Below are 15,059 nucleotides of genomic sequence, written 5' to 3'. Positions count from 1 at the left end.
TGCCCATAACAAGCCTCCGTCGCATAGAATAAATCTCCGCATTCCACCCTGCGACTCAGTATACCGCATATAGAAGCAGACCCTCGCAGAAGACCATGCGCGGGCCCGTCGCCAAAACCCCATCCAGCCGTTGGCCTACCAAGCCTCCAGGCGCTCGACGACGGCGGCTATCTGGGCCTCGGGCGTGCTCGCCCCCGCGGTGACGCCCACGCTCTCGCAGCCCTCGAACCAGGCGGGATCCAGCTCGTCGGGCGCTTCCACGTGATGCGTGCGCGGGCACGCGGCCGCGCAGATCTCGGCCAGGCGCGTCGTGTTCGACGAGTTGCGCCCGCCGATCACCACGATGGCGTCCACCTCGTCCGCAAGCGCTGCGGCTGCTTCCTGCCGCTGACGCGTGGCGAAGCAGATAGTGTTCTTGACCTGCGGCTCGATGCCGCGCGCAACAAGCGCGTCCACCACGGCGTCAAGCGACTCGCGCGTCTGCGTGGTCTGCACGACGATGCCGACGGGAGCCGGAAGACCATCCGGCAGATCGGCGGGCTCGGTGACCACGGCCACCTGGCCGCCTGCCTCGCGCGCGCAGGCAACCAGCCCTTCCACCTCGGGATGCCCCGCCTCGCCCACCACCACCACGCGCCCGCACTGCCGCGCAAGCTCCGCAGCCGCCTTTTGAGCGCGCGCCACATGCGGGCACGTAGCGTCGATGATGGGCAGCCCGCGCTCCTCCACGCTGCGGCGCACGCCCGGCGTCACGCCGTGGCTGCGGATGATGACCGACCCGTGATCCACCGCGTCAGCGCTCTCGACCGCGCGTATGCCGCGCTCGGCCAGTTCGCCCACCACCTGCGGATTGTGGATGAGCGGCCCGAGCGTAGAGGCGCCCTCGGTGCGCTCGGCCGCCTCGAGCGCCATGTCGAGCGCCCGCTGCACGCCGTAGCAGGCGCCCGCGTGCTTGGCCTTCACCACCCTCATGCGCATGCTCCTTCCGCAGGTGCTTCCTTGGAAGCGCGGCGTTCCTTGGCGGCCTTCTTCTCCCTGATGGCGGCCACCAGCTCCTCGGTCGTGTGTCGCGCCACGCGATGCTCGGCGAACGCCGCCGTGAAATCACGGCCCTCCGGGAACAGCGCCGGCATGTCCACCTGATCGGCCGGCACGTTCAGCGACAGCGCGAAGCACTCGCGCATCGCGTACCAGGTGCAGCCGTCCAAGCGGTCTTCTTTCGGAAGAAAGTCGAAATCGCTCACCAGCAAGGGGTCCCCGTACTCGATGGTCACCTTGGGGAAGCGGAAGAACTTCCCCTTCTCCTTGATATGCTCGGCGTTGCGCACGGTCATGGGCAGGATGGGCGCATGACCCATCTTCGCGATGAACGCCGCCCCCGAATGGATCTCGGGCGTGCGATCGCTTTTGCCCCGGCGCGTTCCCTCGGGAAGAATGCCCACGATCTCGTCGTTTTTCAGCATGCGGGTCGCGCGCTTGATAGCCGTTCTATCGGCAGAATCGCGCTTGATGGGAAACGCGCCCACGCGCGACAGGATATGGCCCGCCAGGCCGTGCGCGTTGCCGAACAGGTTCTCGCGCCCCAAGAAGCGTATCCACTGGGAAGGGCGCGAAGACAGGTACATGAACACCACGTCCAGAAACGACGTATGGTTCGCCACCACCACCACGCCGCTTTCGCCGTCGAAGCCCCGCAGGCTTTGCCGGTTGTCCACGCGGTAGCGGAAGCAGATCTTGAACACGAAGGCCAAGAACCCGTAGATGACGTTGCCGACCAGGCGCGGAGCCTGCTTCTCGTCGGAAGCGCCGCCGTAGGGCATATCCCAGATCTTCTCGTAAGGCAGAATCAGGCTCATGCGCGCTCGCCTTCGCCGCCGTTCGCGCCCCTCTGACGGGCAAGCGCGCAGATCTCGTCGATCACGTCTTCGATGTAGTGCCCGGTCGAATCCAAATGCACGGCATCGTCTGCAGGCCGCAACGGCGACGTGGCGCGCGAGGAGTCCAGCTCGTCGCGTCGGCGAATGTCGGCAAGCACCTCGTCGAAGTCGATGGAACCTACGGCACGGTCGACGTTTTGACGAACCCGACGATGGGCCCGCTCTTCAGCCGAAGCGGTCAGGAACACCTTGACCGGGGCCTCCGGGAACACCGTGGTGCCTATGTCGCGCCCCTCCACCACGTAGTCGCCCGCACGGCCGATGCGCTGCTGCTGCTCCACCAAAGCCGCACGGACGGTCGGCGCAGCGGAGACGGGGCTCACGGCACGGTCGATCTCGGCGGTTCGGATGGCGTCGGTCACGTCGACGCCGCCGATGGAGACGCGGCGCGGAACCGGCTCGCCCGCCTCGTGCGCAAACGCGATGTCGTAGGTGCGCGCAAGGCTTCCCAGCGCGTCGCAGTCGTCGAGCGCCACGCCGTCTTGCAGGGCGCGCCATGCAACGGCTCGGTACATCGCACCGGTGTCCAGGCAGGAAAAGCCCAGTTCGCGCGCAACAGCTTTCGCAACAGTAGATTTACCGGCCCCGCTCGGGCCGTCAATGGCGATGATCATCGTGCCAACCTTTCGATATCGGACAGAAATTGAGGATAGCTGATCTTCACGGAATCGAAGTTCGCCACGCTCACGGACGAGCCGCCTGTCAGGCCGACGAGCGCCCACGTCATAGCCAGACGATGGTCGCCCTTCGAGTCGAAGGACGCCGCATCCGGCACGACCAGATCCGGCTGCCCCTCGATGAACAGGTCGTTGCCTTCGACCCACGTGTCCACGCCCAAAGAGGACAGGCCTTCCACCACGGCCTCCAGGCGATCGGTCTCCTTCACGCGCAGCTCCCCCACTTCGCGAAACACCGTGACGCCGCGCGCATGCGCCGCCACGAGCGACAACACGGGAATCTCGTCGACGATGGACGCGATCTTGTCGGCGGGAACCTCGCAGCCTCGCAGGTTCGGCGTGTAGTCGACGGAAACGGTCCCGTAGGGCTCCTTGCCCGCAGATCCCGTGCGACGCAGGTTCACGCACGCGCCCATGCGCTCGAGCGTGCGGGTGAAGCCGATGCGCGCCGGGTTCAGGCTGACGTTCTCGATATGCACGGAGCTGCCGGGCTTGAGCGCCGCGGCGCACGCGAGGAACGCAGCGGACGAAGGATCGCCCGGAACCTGCACTTCGCAAGCCTTGAGCGCGGCGGGGCCCGTGACGCTGGCCGTTCGATCCGCAGCCGTGGTGTCCACGCCGAACTCCGGGAGCATGAGCTCGGTGTGGTTGCGCGAAGGCGCGGGCTCGTTCACGGTGGTGGTGCCGCGCGCGTACACGCCGGCAAGCAGCACTGCGGTCTTCAGCTGGGCCGACGCCATAGGGGCATCGTAGACAAGAGGATGCAGGCCGCGCGTTCCGCACACGACGAGCGGCAGCGTTTCGCGGCCTTCGAGCTGAAAGCGAACCCCCATCTTCATGAGCGGCGCGGTGATGCGGCGCATGGGGCGCTTCACCAGGGACTCGTCGCCGGTCAGCTCCACGCGCACGTCCCACGGGGCGAGCACGCCCATGAGCAGGCGCGCCGTGGTGCCGGAGTTCCCGCAATCGATGGGACCCTCGGGTTGGGACGGCCCCTTCGCTCCCCAGCCCTCCACCACGCCAGCCAGGCTTTTGTCGGGCTGCAGCTCAAGCTCTACCCGCGCGCCCAGCTGGCGCACCGCCGCCATGGACGAGCGCACGTCCTCGGAATCAAGAACGCCGGTCAGCTTCGAGACGCCCTCGGCCATAGCCGCGAACAGCACCGCTCGATGCGAGATGGACTTGTCGCCCGGCACGGTGGCCTTGCCCCGCAACGGCGCGCGCAGAGGCTCGATGATGGTCGCCGCTGATTCAATCGACATGTATATGCTCCTTTGCCGCCAGAGGACTGAACGAAACCGAAAAACCCGCGTTGATAAGCTGCGCGGACAGCTGGCCGACGTCGCCTTCGTCGGTCAGCACCAAGCTGAGCACGGCGCTGTCCTCGGTGACGTGGTCTATCTCGATGGACTGGATGTTGCAACCGACCGAGCTGGTGACGGTGGTCACCTCGGCCACCACGCCCGTGCGGTTCTCCATGGGAATGCGAACCTCGAGCAAACGCTCGGTCGAAGGCACCCAGGCAACGGGCAGGGCCCGGCGAGCTTCCGCTGCGGAGGCAAGAAGATCCGTCAGCTGCGCGCGATTCCCCGATTCGAGCGCGCCGGAAAACGACGCGATGATCTCCTGCATCTCCGACAGCCCGTCGACGAGCGCGTCCTTGTTGTCGAACGCGATGCCGCACCACAGCTCCGGCGAGCCGGCAGCGATGCGCGTCGAGTCCTTGAACCCGCCCGCGGCCAGCCGCATAAGGGCCTGCTGGTCGTCCGCATGACGACTCGCCAGCTGCATGAGCGACGAGGCGACGATATGCGGAACATGGCTCACCACTGCAACCGCCTCGTCATGATCTTCGCGCGGCAGCACGATAACGCGCGCGCCCAGCGAGGTGATCAGCTCGTGCAGACGCGGAAAGTGCTCGGCGGGCGTGTTCGCATCGGGGCACAGAATCCAGTGAGCGCCCTTGAACAGGTCCGCCCGCGCTCCTTCGATGCCGTTTTTCTCCGAACCCGCCATAGGATGGCCGGGAACGTAGTTTTCAGGATGGGCAAGATGCGCGCAGGCAAGCTCCACGATACGGCTCTTCGTGGACGCGGTGTCGGTGACGATGCCTTGAAAATCCCATGCAGCCAGGTCTTTCAGGTAGGCTTCGACCGCTCCTACCGGCGTAGCCAGAACCACCAGGTCGCAACCTTCGTCCACGAACCGCCGAAACGCAGGATCGGCCGGAAGCGCGCCCTCGGTCGCCCAGCCGCGCTCGAGGGCCTGCGCAAGCGTGCACTGGTCGACGTCGACCGCGAGCACCCGCGCATCGGGGTGCGCGGAGCGAAACGCCGCGGCGAAGGACGCGCCCACCAGGCCGAAGCCCACGACCGCAACGCGATCGAATCCCGGCTCCGCGATATGGTCAACTTGTTGATGTGACATGAAACGGAAACACTCTCCCTGTTGCAAACATATTGACGTGCGCCGACAGACAATGCCGACGTGCGTATTCTAGCATTATCGGCCGAAGGATCGGCCGCCCGCGCCGCGCGTCGCTACGAACCGTCCTCCACGGCTCGCTTCAAAGCCGCAACCTCTTCGGGCGAAAGAATCCGCCACGAGCCGCGTTCGAGGTCGCCCAGCTCAAGCGGGCCGAACGAATCGCGATGAAGCGCCAGCACCGGATGGCCGATTGCAGCCAGCATACGCTTCACCTGGCGCTTTCTTCCCTCGCGAAGAACCACGCGAACGATGGAGCGGCACGCCGCGCGCTGCTTGCACTCGACGGCGTACTCGCGCGACGCCCGGGCGGGCACGGCCGGAGGCGCTTCGAGAACGCGCTCGGCGCGGCGAGCCGCCGGACCTTCCACAAGGCGGGCGTCGGCAGGGGCCGTAAGCCCGTCGTCAAGTTCCACCCCGCGGCGCAAGCGCGCAAGGTCGCGTTCGGCGGGCCGGCCCTCGACGCATGCCAGGTAGCGCTTCGCCACATGATGCTTGGGATGCAACAGGCCGTTGCCCAGGTCGCCGTCGGTCGAGAACAGTAGCAAGCCCGTGGTGTCGGCGTCGAGCCGCCCGATGGGGAACAGCCCCGGATACCGATCGACGGGGACGAGCTGCGCCACGGTGGGACGCCCCTGCGGATCGGACATGGTCGTCACGAATCCCGCCGGCTTGTGCAACATGACGGTCACGGGGCCGTCGGCCAGCCGAACCGCCACCCCGTCCACGGCAACCTGGTCCACAAGCGGATCCACCTTGCTGCCCAACTCGGTCACCACCTGGCCGTTCACCGTCACACGACCGGCCGTCATAAGGTTCTCAGATCCACGGCGGCTTGCAGCCCCCGCTCGCGCAAGGAACTTCTGCAAGCGCATGGGGACGACGCGGGGTGCTTCGTTGGTTTCTTCGGTCACAGATCCTCCAGGGTCGACGAGGGCTTCCGCCGTTCGACAGAACGGCGGACCCGCTTACTCGTCATCGGTTTCAAACGTCAGCTCGTCAAAGTCTATTTTCTCCACCAGGCCGAAGCCGGAAGCCATAGCCTCGGCCAGCATGCGCTGGGCGGCGTCCGACGCAGCCTCCTCGCGCGGGCTCTCGGCCACGATGACGCCGTCTTCGTCGTCGAGGTCGAACTGCACGCCCGCCAAGGGGTCGACTTCGTCCGGCCCCTCCCCCGCGGCCGCTTCCGCAGCTTGCGCGATGCGCACGTCGTCGCGCGTAGCGGACAATCGCTCGCGAATGAACGCGCGCGTATCGTCGTCGGGCGCGAACTGGTCCAGATCGGGCAGGTCGGCTACCGAGCGCAGCCCGAACTTCTCCAGGAAGGCGCGCGTGGTCGCGTACAGCGTGGGGTTCCCGGGCGCGTCGGCCACGCCCGCCTCGCGCACCAAGCCCTTCTCCACCAGCGAGTTGATGGAGCTGTCCGAGTTGACGCCGCGCACGCTGGCAACCCCGCTGCGCGTTACCGGCTGCAGGTACGCCACGATGGAAAGCGTTTCCATGGCAGCCTGGGAAAGCTTGCGGGTATCCCACGACAGCACGTACCTCTCGATCAGCTCGTGGTACGCGGGGTGCGTGTACAAACGCCATCCGCCGGCGACCTCGCGCAGCTGGATGCCGCGGTCCTCCCGCTCCAGCTGATCGCGCAGCTCCACGAGCGCACGCTCGACCTCGCCCGGTGCAACCTCCAGCATGTCGGCCAGGGCAAGCGTGCCCACCGGCTCGTCGGTTACGAAGAGCATGGCTTCGATAGCGCCTTTGATCTGGCCTTCCTGCAAACCTTGGAACATGTCAACCTTCCTCGACCGACGTAAGGACGTCCTCGCCTTCCAGCGAAAGATCGCCGGACCCTTCGATGTAGCGGATGTCGATGTCGCCGAACAGCTCGGCCTGCTCGATCTTCACCATGGCGCGCTTGTACAGCTCGAGCACCGCCAAGAACGTGACCACCACCACGGGCGTGGGCGTTTGCGCGTTGACCAGCTCCGAAAAGCGGATCTCCTTCTTGTTGCGGATGCGCTGATGAATGGCGCGCACGTGCACCTCGACGGGAATGGGCTTTGCTGCGATATGCTCCGATTCCAGCAGAAACACGTCGCGCCGAGCAAGCGCGCGCGCCGCCAAAAGCGCCAGCCCGTCGAGCGTGACGTCCTTCAGGTAGTCGGGCATGAGGTTCAAGAAGCACGCGTCGGGACCTAAGGGACGCGCATGCATGCGGCCTTCCGCCACGAACCGCATGTGCAGCGCGCTCGCGGCGTTCTTGTACTGCTTGTACGCCAGAAGCCGCTCGACCAGAATGTCGCGAGCCTCGCTGGGCGCAAGCTCCTCCAGCTCCTCTTGCACCGCATCGCGCTCGCGCGGCAGCAGGCTTTCGGCTTTGATTTCCAAAAGCGTAGACGCCACCAGCAGAAAGTCGCTCGCAACGTCCAGGTCAAGGTTGTCCATCCGGGACACTTCGGCCAGATACTGGTCGGCGATCTGGGTGATGGAGATGGCTCCGATGTCCACTTTCTGGCGGCTGACCAAATGCAGCAGCAAGTCGAACGGCCCCTCGAAGCTGTCTATGCGAACCTTGTACGCCATGCGCGGCCCCGCCTACCTGAACGGATACAGCAGGTTGAACACGTTTCCAGCCGTCGCGTCCAGATAGATGCCGATGGGATTGAAATGCAGAATGTACGGCACCAGGATAACGGCGATCATGAAGATGGGGAACGCGTACTGTTGCACCTTGTAGTACCGCGGCAAATACTTGGCCGGAAGCAGGAACGCGAAGATGGACGATCCGTCCAGCGGCGGAATGGGCAGCAAGTTGAAGAACATAAGATACAGGTTGATCAGCGAGAACATGGGCAAGAACAAGGTGAAGAAGTAGTAGAACACCATGCTTTGAGCCAGCTGGGCAACCGGCAGGACGAACAGGATAACCGCGTACACCGCCGCGCCCAGAACAGCCAGCGCCAAGTTTGCCGCAGGGCCAGCCAAGCCCACGATGAGGTCGCCCTTGCGAGGATCTTTGAAGTACGCCGGGTTGTACGGCACCGGCTTCGCGTAGCCGAACACCGGCATGTTCATGGCCATGAGCATGAGCGGCATGATGACCGTGCCGAAAGGATCCACGTGCTTGAGCGGGTTGAACGAAAGCCGTCCGGCTCGCTTGGCGGTAGGATCGCCCAACTTGTAGGCGGCAAAACCGTGGCACGCCTCGTGGCAAACGATGGCGGGCACGAAGCTCAAGATGGAACATATAAGGTAAGGCAGCGATATAGACATAATGCTGATCAGTCTACCGCAAGCACTCGGCCCGCCCGCCCCAAGAGGGAAAACTTCATAAACTCGCAGCGACGAGGAATCTCGTGGAATCTCGGGAATCTCGAGGAATCTCGGAGAGCGTCGAAAGAGGCCGAGCGAGGGTTTTTTTGGGCGCGAATCGGGGCCTGCGACACTTTCGCGAGCGCGCGAAGCCGCCGATCGGCCGCATCCCAAAACGCGACCATGCCTTTTGCCGACAAGGCGCTGCCGAAACCTGCATTCGGCAGCCCGCTCTCTGCCACAGGAAGGGTGCGGCAGTTTTCTTGGAGAACTCATGCGCCCAAAAACCCGAGGCGCTACCGCAACCTGCCCGCGAAGGGCTCGAAAATGGCAGAGATTCCGAGGTTTGCGGCTTTTGGCTCGTGACGTCGCGCACGAAAAGGGAAGATGAAATCTGCGACCAGGCATTATGCGATCACTTGTTCGCTATAAATGGAATATCTCGCGTTCAGGAGCCACAAACCTCCTAATCTCTGCCAAAAACGCATGTCCGCTGTTAACCTGCACCGCGGGCAAGCCGATCCCGCACGCGAAAAAGGGGCCGCGACTCAACCGCGGCCCCTTCGGGTTCATCGAGCAGCGCGCAAGAGACTACGCGTTGTCGGCTTCGAACTGCTTCATGAAGGCGACGAGCGCCTCCACGCCCTCGCGAGGCATGGCGTTGTAGATGCTCGCGCGCATGCCGCCGACGCTGCGGTGGCCCTTGATGCTCTCAATGCCGGCCTTCTTGGCTTCGGCCACGAACTTGGCGTCCAGCTCGTCGTTACCGGTCACGAACGGCACGTTCATGATGGAACGGTCCTCCTTGCGCGCCGTGCCGCTGAAGAGCGCGCTCTGATCCAGGTAATCGTAAAGGAGCTGCGCCTTCTCCACGTTGCGCTCCTTCATGGCCTCCAGGCCGCCCTGGGCCTTCAGCCACTTGAACACCTTCCCGCACATGTAGATGCCGTAGCACGGCGGCGTGTTGTACAGGCTCTTCGCGTCAGCGTGCGTGTCGTAGCGCAGCATGGTGGGCGTTCCGGGGAACACGTCGTCGCTGATCAGGTCTTCACGGATGATAACGATGGTCACACCGGCCGGGCCGACGTTCTTCTGCACGCCGCCGTAGATCAAGCCGTAATCGGACACGTTGACGGGCTCGGACAGGAAGCACGAGGACACGTCAGCCACAAGCGGCTTTCCCTGCGTGTCGGGCAGCTCGTGGTACACGGTGCCGTAGATGGTCTCGTTCTGGCAGATGTAGACGTAGTCGGCGTCTTCGGAGATCTCGAGCTTCTTCACGTCGGGCACATAGCTGAAGTTCTCGTCGTCGCTGTTGGCGATGCAGCGCGCGTCGCCGTAGAGCTTCGCTTCCTTCCATGCCTTCTTCGACCAAGAGCCGCTTACCACGTAGTCGGCGACCTTGTTGCGCATCAGGTTCATGGGAATCATGGCGAACTGCGTGGACGCGCCGCCCTGCAGGAACAGCACGCGGTAGTTGTCGGGGATGCCCATGAGGTCGCGCAGATCCTGCTCGGCCGTTTCGATGATGGACGCGAACGGCTTGGAACGATGGCTCATCTCCATGACGGACATGCCGCTGCCCTGGTAGTCGAGCATTTCGGATGCCGCCTCGGCAAGCACTTCCTCCGGCAGAACCGCCGGACCGGCCGAGAAATTGTACACACGAGCCATGGGGACCTCCTTGACGTTCTTTCAGACAATGCGGCCCAGTATACACGCTCGCAGCGCGCACAGGCCGCTTTATCCCGCTAAAGCGGCGAATAGGCTCCCGGACGGCAGAGGCGGATACGCTTCGGCCGCTTCAGGCCCGATGCCAAAGGGCAAGCTAGCCCAGCCCCGGATACCCTTGCTGGCGCAGGGCCTCGTAGGAGGCCACGGCTACGGCGTTGCTCAGGTTCAAGCTGCGCAGCCCCTCGCGCATGGGGATCCGAACGCAGCGGCTTGCGTAAGCCTCGATGAAGCGCAGGTCGAGCCCGCGGCTTTCGCGACCGAACACGAGAAAGGCGCCCTCGCCGTACGAAGCCTCGGCGAAGCTGCGGCGCGCCTGCCCCGTGAACAGATGCAGCTCGTCGTTTCCGTGCGCCTCGAAAAACGCATCGGCGCACGCCCAGCGCACGATGTCCACCTCGTCCCAGTAGTCGCATCCGGCACGCGACAGGTTCTTCTGCGTCAAGCGAAAGCCCATCGGCTCCACCAGGTGCAGGCGCGCGCCCACACATGCGCACGTGCGGGCGATGTTGCCGGTGTTCTGCGGGATCTCGGGCTCCACGAGCACGATGTTCAGCTGCTCGCTCACAGCGCCTCCGCCTGTTTCGCCATTTCCTCTTCCAGCTCCTCGGTGAGCAGGAACCACTCCTCCTCGGCGGCGGCAAGGCGCTGCTTGAGCTTGGCGTGCTCGGCCACGGCGTCCGAGGAAGCGTCCTCGTTCACGTAGAAGCCCGGGTCGGCCATGAGCTCGAGCAGTTCGGCCATGCGCGCGTTGTCGCGCTCCATCTGCTTGTCCAGCTCGGCTATGCGCTTGCGGTGGTTCTTGAGCGCGGCGTACGCGCGGTTGCGCGCCTCCGCCTCGCGGCGCTTCTGCTCCTTGGACTTCGGCGCGCTCGCGCGCGGCGCCGTAAGCTCGGTCTGCGCGGCACCGGACGCGGAACCCGCCTTGTCCGGCCGATGCTCGGCGCCGGACGCCGCATGAGAGCCGCCCTTTCCCTTCTGAGCGCCCTTCCCTCGCGGCGCGTCCTCGCCCATCACCTCGTCGACCAGCGAACGGTCCTCTGGCGCCGGGCCGTCCAACTGACCGCTCTTGAACAGGTAGTAGTCGTAGTCGCCGTCGTAGCTCGTCACCTTGCCCGGCTCGATCTCCACGATGCGGTTCGCCACGCCCCGAATCAAGTGCCGGTCGTGGGTGATGAACAAGATGGTGCCCTCGAAGGTTTTCAGAGCTTGCTCCAGGATGTCGGCACTGGCAATGTCCAGGTGGTTCGTCGGCTCGTCCAGACAGAGGAGCGGGCGCGGCGCCACCAGCATCTTCGCCAAAGCCAGGCGGCTCTTCTCGCCACCCGACAACACGCTCACCTTTTTATCCACCGCGTCGCCCGTGAACAGGAACGCGCCGAGCAGCGTGCGAACCTGCGATATCGACCAGCCCGGAGCCACGTGGTCGAGCTCTTCAAACACCGTGTTGCCGGGATGCAGCTCGTCAAGCTGGTGCTGGGCGTAATAGGTTTTGGAAACGTGAACGCCGTAGTCGATGCTGCCCGCATCGGGACTGGTGGCCCCCGCGATCATCTTCAGCAACGTCGACTTGCCCGCGCCGTTGGGTCCCACCAGGGCAATCTTGTCGCCCCGGTACATGGTGAAGTCGAAGCCGTCGTAAACGGTCTTGCTGCCGTAGCGCTTCACGAGGCCGCGAGCGCGCACCACCTCGTCGCCCGTGCGCGGCGGCTGCTTGAAGTTGAACTTGACGGTCTTCTTCTCTTCGGGAAGCTCGATGCGCTTGATCTTCTCAAGTTTCTTGACGCGATCCTGCACCTGCTTGGCCTTGGTGGGCTTGTAGCGGAACTTCTCGATGAACGCCTCCATGTGGGCGATCTCCTCGGCTTGCTTCGCCGCCTCGGCGCGCAGGCGCTCGAGCCGCTCTTCGCGCGACTTGAGGTAGGCGGAGTAGTTGCCCTTGTAGATGTTCACCTGCCCGTTGTCCACTTCGGCAACGCGATCGACCATGTTGTCCATGAACGCGCGGTCGTGGCTGACCACGACGACGGTCCCGGCGTAGCCGCGCAGAAAACCCTCTAGCCACTTGACGCTCTCCAGGTCAAGGTGGTTGGTGGGCTCGTCGAGCAGCAGCACCTCGGGGTTGCGGATGAGCAGCTTCGCCAACGCGATGCGCATCTGCCAACCGCCGGAGAACTCGGTGGTGGAGCGAGCAAGATCCGCCTCTTTGAAGCCCAGGCCGAAAAGCACGCTGCGCACTTTCGCCTCGATGGTGTAGCCGCCCAGCACCTCGTAGGCATCGCGGGCGCGCCCGGCGGCCGCCAGCTGCTGATCGGTCGGATTATCGCCCAGCTCGGCCTCCAGCTTGTGCAGCCGGCGCTCCGCTTCGAGCACTTCCACCTGCGAGGACATGACCTCTTCGAAAATGGAGCGATCCTCCATCTCGATGGCCTCCTGCTCCAGGTAGCCGACGCGCGCACCCTTCGCAAACAAAACGCGCCCCTCGTCGGCGTCCTCCTGACCGGAGACGATGTTCAAAAGCGTGGTCTTGCCCGCCCCGTTCGGGCCGACAAGCGCCAAGCGCTCGTATTCCTCCAAGCGAAACGTCACGTCATGGAAAAGCTGACGCCCCCCGAACGATTTCGATATGTGCTCAAGCTGCATGATCATAATGCGAACGCGCCTTCGGTTCTCGTACTGGCAAAAAACGGCGCGCGCTCATCGCGAACGCCAACCGTCTATGATAACCGAAGATGCCGTTTACGGCGATGCGCTTCCTGGATCGCGAGCCAACGCCTATACTGAAGCCGAACGAAACCACGTCGACAAGGAGGACGATCGCCATGACCATGAACCCCAACACGCGCGTGTCGGACATCCATGCCGACGAGAAGTCGCTCATTCTCCGTCGGGCCGAAACCGCCACGATCGGCTCGCTTTTCGCCGCCGCCTTCATCATCGTGGTCACGTTCATTGCCCGCACGTTCTACGAATAGCCTCGGGCGAAGCCCCGTCCGAAGAGCCGACCAGGCCCAAACGTCAGGATCCCTTGCCTAAAAACTTGACTTGGAGCGCACTCCACGTGCTTCAATGCAAGACGGCATGCGCATGCAAGCCGCAAGACGAAAGGATCCCTCATGAAGATAGCCGAAGTAAGCAAGCTATACGACCTTTCAGCCGACACGTTGCGCTACTACGAGCGCATCGGGCTGCTTTCCAACATAACGCGCAACGCAAGCGGCATGCGGGACTACAGCGATCAGGATTGCGCGCGGGTGCAGTTCGTCAAGTGCATGCGCAAAGCGGGCGTGTCCATTGAAGCGCTCATCGAGTACATGCGCCTGTTCGAGCAAGGCGACGACACGATTGCGGCGCGCAAGGCGCTGCTCGAAGAGCAGCGAGACCTGGTGCGGAAGCGCATCGCCGAAATGCAGGCAGGCCTCGACCGCCTTGACTACAAGATAGAACACTACGAGCAGACTATCGTGCAAGCCGAGAAGAAGCTGCGCTGAGATCGCGCTGCGAAGATCGGGAAGGACCCTGGACAAGCGCCGTCCGCATCACATCAAAAAAAAGGCCGCCAGTCGTTTGACTGGCGGCCTGGCGTTTCATGGCTCCCCGGGTAGGATTCGAACCTACAACCCTCCGGTTAACAGCCGGATGCTCTGCCGTTGAGCTACCGAGGAATGAGGAGCGCTCCGTTGCGCGAGTAAGTATTATACCGGAACCAAAACTTTGCGCAAGACCGTTTTTTCAAAATTTGGGCACGTGCCCGAAAATTGTTCTCCGCAGCGCCGGTTCCAGCAATCTACCTGGTGCGTTAGTACACCATGCCCATCGTTTCGCGCACTTGCGCAAGCGTGGCCTCGGCAATTTCGTTCGCCTGACGGTTCCCGTCGTGCAAGACGTCCTTGATGTAGTCCATGTCCTGCATGAGCTCTTGACGGCGTTCGCGAATGGGAGCCAAGAAGCCGTTCACGCTTTCGGTCACGTACTTCTTGAGCGCTCCCGATCCCCCGTCGCCGATTTCGGCGGCAATCTCGAGCTCGGTGCGGCCCGTGCAAAGCGCGGCCGTCGTCAGCAGCGCGGACACGCCGGGGCGGTTCTCCTTGTCGTACGTGATAACGCGGTCGGCGTCGGTCTTGGACTTCTTGATGAGCTTCGCCGTCTCTTCGTCGGTAAGCGACAGGCTGATGGCGTTGCCGTAGCTCTTCGACATCTTGCGCCCGTCAAGGCCGGGAATCTCCACGGCGTCGTTGAGCACGCCCTCGGGCTCGGGGAACACCTGACCGAACCGTTCGTTGAAACGGCGGGCGATCAAGCGCGTCTGCTCGATGTGCGGCAGCTGGTCCTTGCCCACCGGCACGATGTTGCCCTTGCAGAACAGGATGTCGCACGCCTGATGCACGGGATACGTAAGCAGAAGGCCGGTGAGCGCGTGGCCGGAAGCCTCCATTTCGGACTTCACCGTGGGGTTGCGCTGCAGCTCGGCTTCGGTCACGAGCGAGAGGAACGGAAGCATCAGCTGGTTGAGCGCGGGAACGGCCGAGTGCGTGAAGATCATGGTCTTCGCCGGGTCGAGGCCGCATGCCAGGTAGTCGATCACCATGTTGTACACGTTGTCGCGAATATGCTCGGTGGTGTCGCGGTCGGTGATCACCTGATAGTCGGCGATGATGACGCGCGTCGTCACGCCCAGGTTCTGCAGAGCCACGCGCTCGCGAATGGTGCCGAAGTAATGGCCCAGGTGCAAGCGGCCGGTCGGACGGTCGCCGGTGAGCATGGTGTAGTTCTCGGGATGGACGGGCAGATCTGCGCGGATCTCGTCGCTGCGCTTCTTGCTGGCTTCAAAGCTATCGGTGCTCATGATGTTCCTATCGCGAAATCGTTGTGTCGGACCGTTCGGCGCCGCGAGCCAAGCCGGGCACCGCGCATGCGT

15 protein-coding genes and 1 tRNA gene are annotated in these 15,059 nt (G+C 63.9%); 2 read left to right on the top strand and 14 right to left on the bottom strand.

Translation table 11 applies throughout. The features are described 5' to 3' along the window. Positions 1-135: 135 nt before the first annotated feature. From ispH to ACTQZK_RS00660, 12 genes are all read right to left on the bottom strand, one after another. On the bottom strand, positions 136-972 hold the full coding sequence (gene ispH / locus ACTQZK_RS00715; RefSeq protein ID WP_418831768.1) for a 4-hydroxy-3-methylbut-2-enyl diphosphate reductase: 837 nt from the start codon (positions 970-972) through the stop codon (positions 136-138). Continuing rightward, entirely contained in the window at positions 969-1,856 is an 888-nt protein-coding gene (locus tag ACTQZK_RS00710; protein WP_225749294.1) for a lysophospholipid acyltransferase family protein, read from the bottom strand. The genes ispH and ACTQZK_RS00710 overlap by 4 nt, the downstream gene beginning before the upstream one ends. Continuing rightward, positions 1,853-2,551, bottom strand: coding sequence for a (d)CMP kinase (gene cmk / locus ACTQZK_RS00705; protein WP_114565845.1), 699 nt, complete (start codon positions 2,549-2,551; stop codon positions 1,853-1,855). The genes ACTQZK_RS00710 and cmk overlap by 4 nt, the downstream gene beginning before the upstream one ends. Next, positions 2,548-3,876, bottom strand: coding sequence for a 3-phosphoshikimate 1-carboxyvinyltransferase (gene aroA / locus ACTQZK_RS00700; protein ID WP_441897969.1), 1,329 nt, complete (start codon positions 3,874-3,876; stop codon positions 2,548-2,550). The genes cmk and aroA overlap by 4 nt, the downstream gene beginning before the upstream one ends. Beyond that, positions 3,866-5,041 carry a prephenate dehydrogenase gene (locus ACTQZK_RS00695; RefSeq protein WP_418831772.1) on the bottom strand — a complete coding sequence of 392 codons (1,176 nt, stop codon included), beginning with the start codon at positions 5,039-5,041 and terminating at the stop codon, positions 3,866-3,868. Before ACTQZK_RS00695 ends, aroA begins: the two co-directional genes overlap by 11 nt. A 113-nt stretch (positions 5,042-5,154) precedes the next feature. Next, the gene (locus ACTQZK_RS00690; protein WP_418831780.1) at positions 5,155-5,973 is read right to left on the bottom strand and encodes a pseudouridine synthase; all 819 of its coding nucleotides are present in this window, start codon (positions 5,971-5,973) and stop codon (positions 5,155-5,157) included. 93 nt (positions 5,974-6,066) lie between these two features. After that, a complete protein-coding gene (gene scpB, locus ACTQZK_RS00685) occupies positions 6,067-6,888 on the bottom strand; it encodes an SMC-Scp complex subunit ScpB (protein WP_418831774.1) in 822 nt (273 codons plus the stop codon). A 1-nt stretch (position 6,889) separates the two neighbouring features. Further along, the gene (locus ACTQZK_RS00680; RefSeq protein ID WP_114565849.1) at positions 6,890-7,681 is read right to left on the bottom strand and encodes a segregation and condensation protein A; all 792 of its coding nucleotides are present in this window, start codon (positions 7,679-7,681) and stop codon (positions 6,890-6,892) included. Between the two features lie 12 nt (positions 7,682-7,693). Beyond that, complete coding sequence (locus ACTQZK_RS00675) at positions 7,694-8,371, bottom strand: site-2 protease family protein (protein WP_114565850.1); 678 nt, start codon at positions 8,369-8,371, stop codon at positions 7,694-7,696. A gap of 630 nt (positions 8,372-9,001) precedes the next feature. Then, complete coding sequence (gene serC / locus ACTQZK_RS00670; RefSeq protein ID WP_114565852.1) at positions 9,002-10,084, bottom strand: 3-phosphoserine/phosphohydroxythreonine transaminase; 1,083 nt, start codon at positions 10,082-10,084, stop codon at positions 9,002-9,004. A gap of 154 nt (positions 10,085-10,238) precedes the next feature. Beyond that, positions 10,239-10,709, bottom strand: a complete 471-nt coding sequence (locus ACTQZK_RS00665) for a tRNA (cytidine(34)-2'-O)-methyltransferase (protein ID WP_441897966.1) — start codon at positions 10,707-10,709, stop codon at positions 10,239-10,241. Continuing rightward, positions 10,706-12,790 (bottom strand): ABC-F family ATP-binding cassette domain-containing protein, encoded by a 2,085-nt coding sequence (locus tag ACTQZK_RS00660; RefSeq protein ID WP_114565854.1) that lies wholly within the window; start codon positions 12,788-12,790, stop codon positions 10,706-10,708. The genes ACTQZK_RS00665 and ACTQZK_RS00660 overlap by 4 nt, the downstream gene beginning before the upstream one ends. A gap of 173 nt (positions 12,791-12,963) precedes the next feature. On the opposite strand from ACTQZK_RS00660, the gene ACTQZK_RS00655 reads away from it, so the two are divergent. Together ACTQZK_RS00655 and ACTQZK_RS00650 are read left to right on the top strand one after the other, a co-directional pair. Then, positions 12,964-13,116, top strand: coding sequence for a hypothetical protein (locus ACTQZK_RS00655; protein WP_181792503.1), 153 nt, complete (start codon positions 12,964-12,966; stop codon positions 13,114-13,116). A gap of 141 nt (positions 13,117-13,257) precedes the next feature. Beyond that, entirely contained in the window at positions 13,258-13,632 is a 375-nt protein-coding gene (locus tag ACTQZK_RS00650; protein ID WP_441897963.1) for a MerR family transcriptional regulator, read from the top strand. A gap of 99 nt (positions 13,633-13,731) precedes the next feature. Here ACTQZK_RS00650 and ACTQZK_RS00645 read toward each other — a convergent pair. Both ACTQZK_RS00645 and trpS read right to left on the bottom strand, forming a co-directional pair. Further along, positions 13,732-13,806: transfer RNA gene (locus tag ACTQZK_RS00645), tRNA-Asn, on the bottom strand. 134 nt (positions 13,807-13,940) lie between these two features. Beyond that, positions 13,941-14,987 (bottom strand): tryptophan--tRNA ligase, encoded by a 1,047-nt coding sequence (trpS, locus tag ACTQZK_RS00640; protein ID WP_225749298.1) that lies wholly within the window; start codon positions 14,985-14,987, stop codon positions 13,941-13,943. Positions 14,988-15,059: the final 72 nt, after the last annotated feature.

Origin of the sequence: Paraeggerthella sp. LCP19S3_G8, assembly GCF_052119225.1 — a bacterium.
GTDB lineage: Bacteria > Actinomycetota > Coriobacteriia > Coriobacteriales > Eggerthellaceae > Paraeggerthella > Paraeggerthella hominis.
Note: the sequence above shows the minus strand (reverse complement) of the source record. Positions and strands in the feature narration are given on the sequence as shown.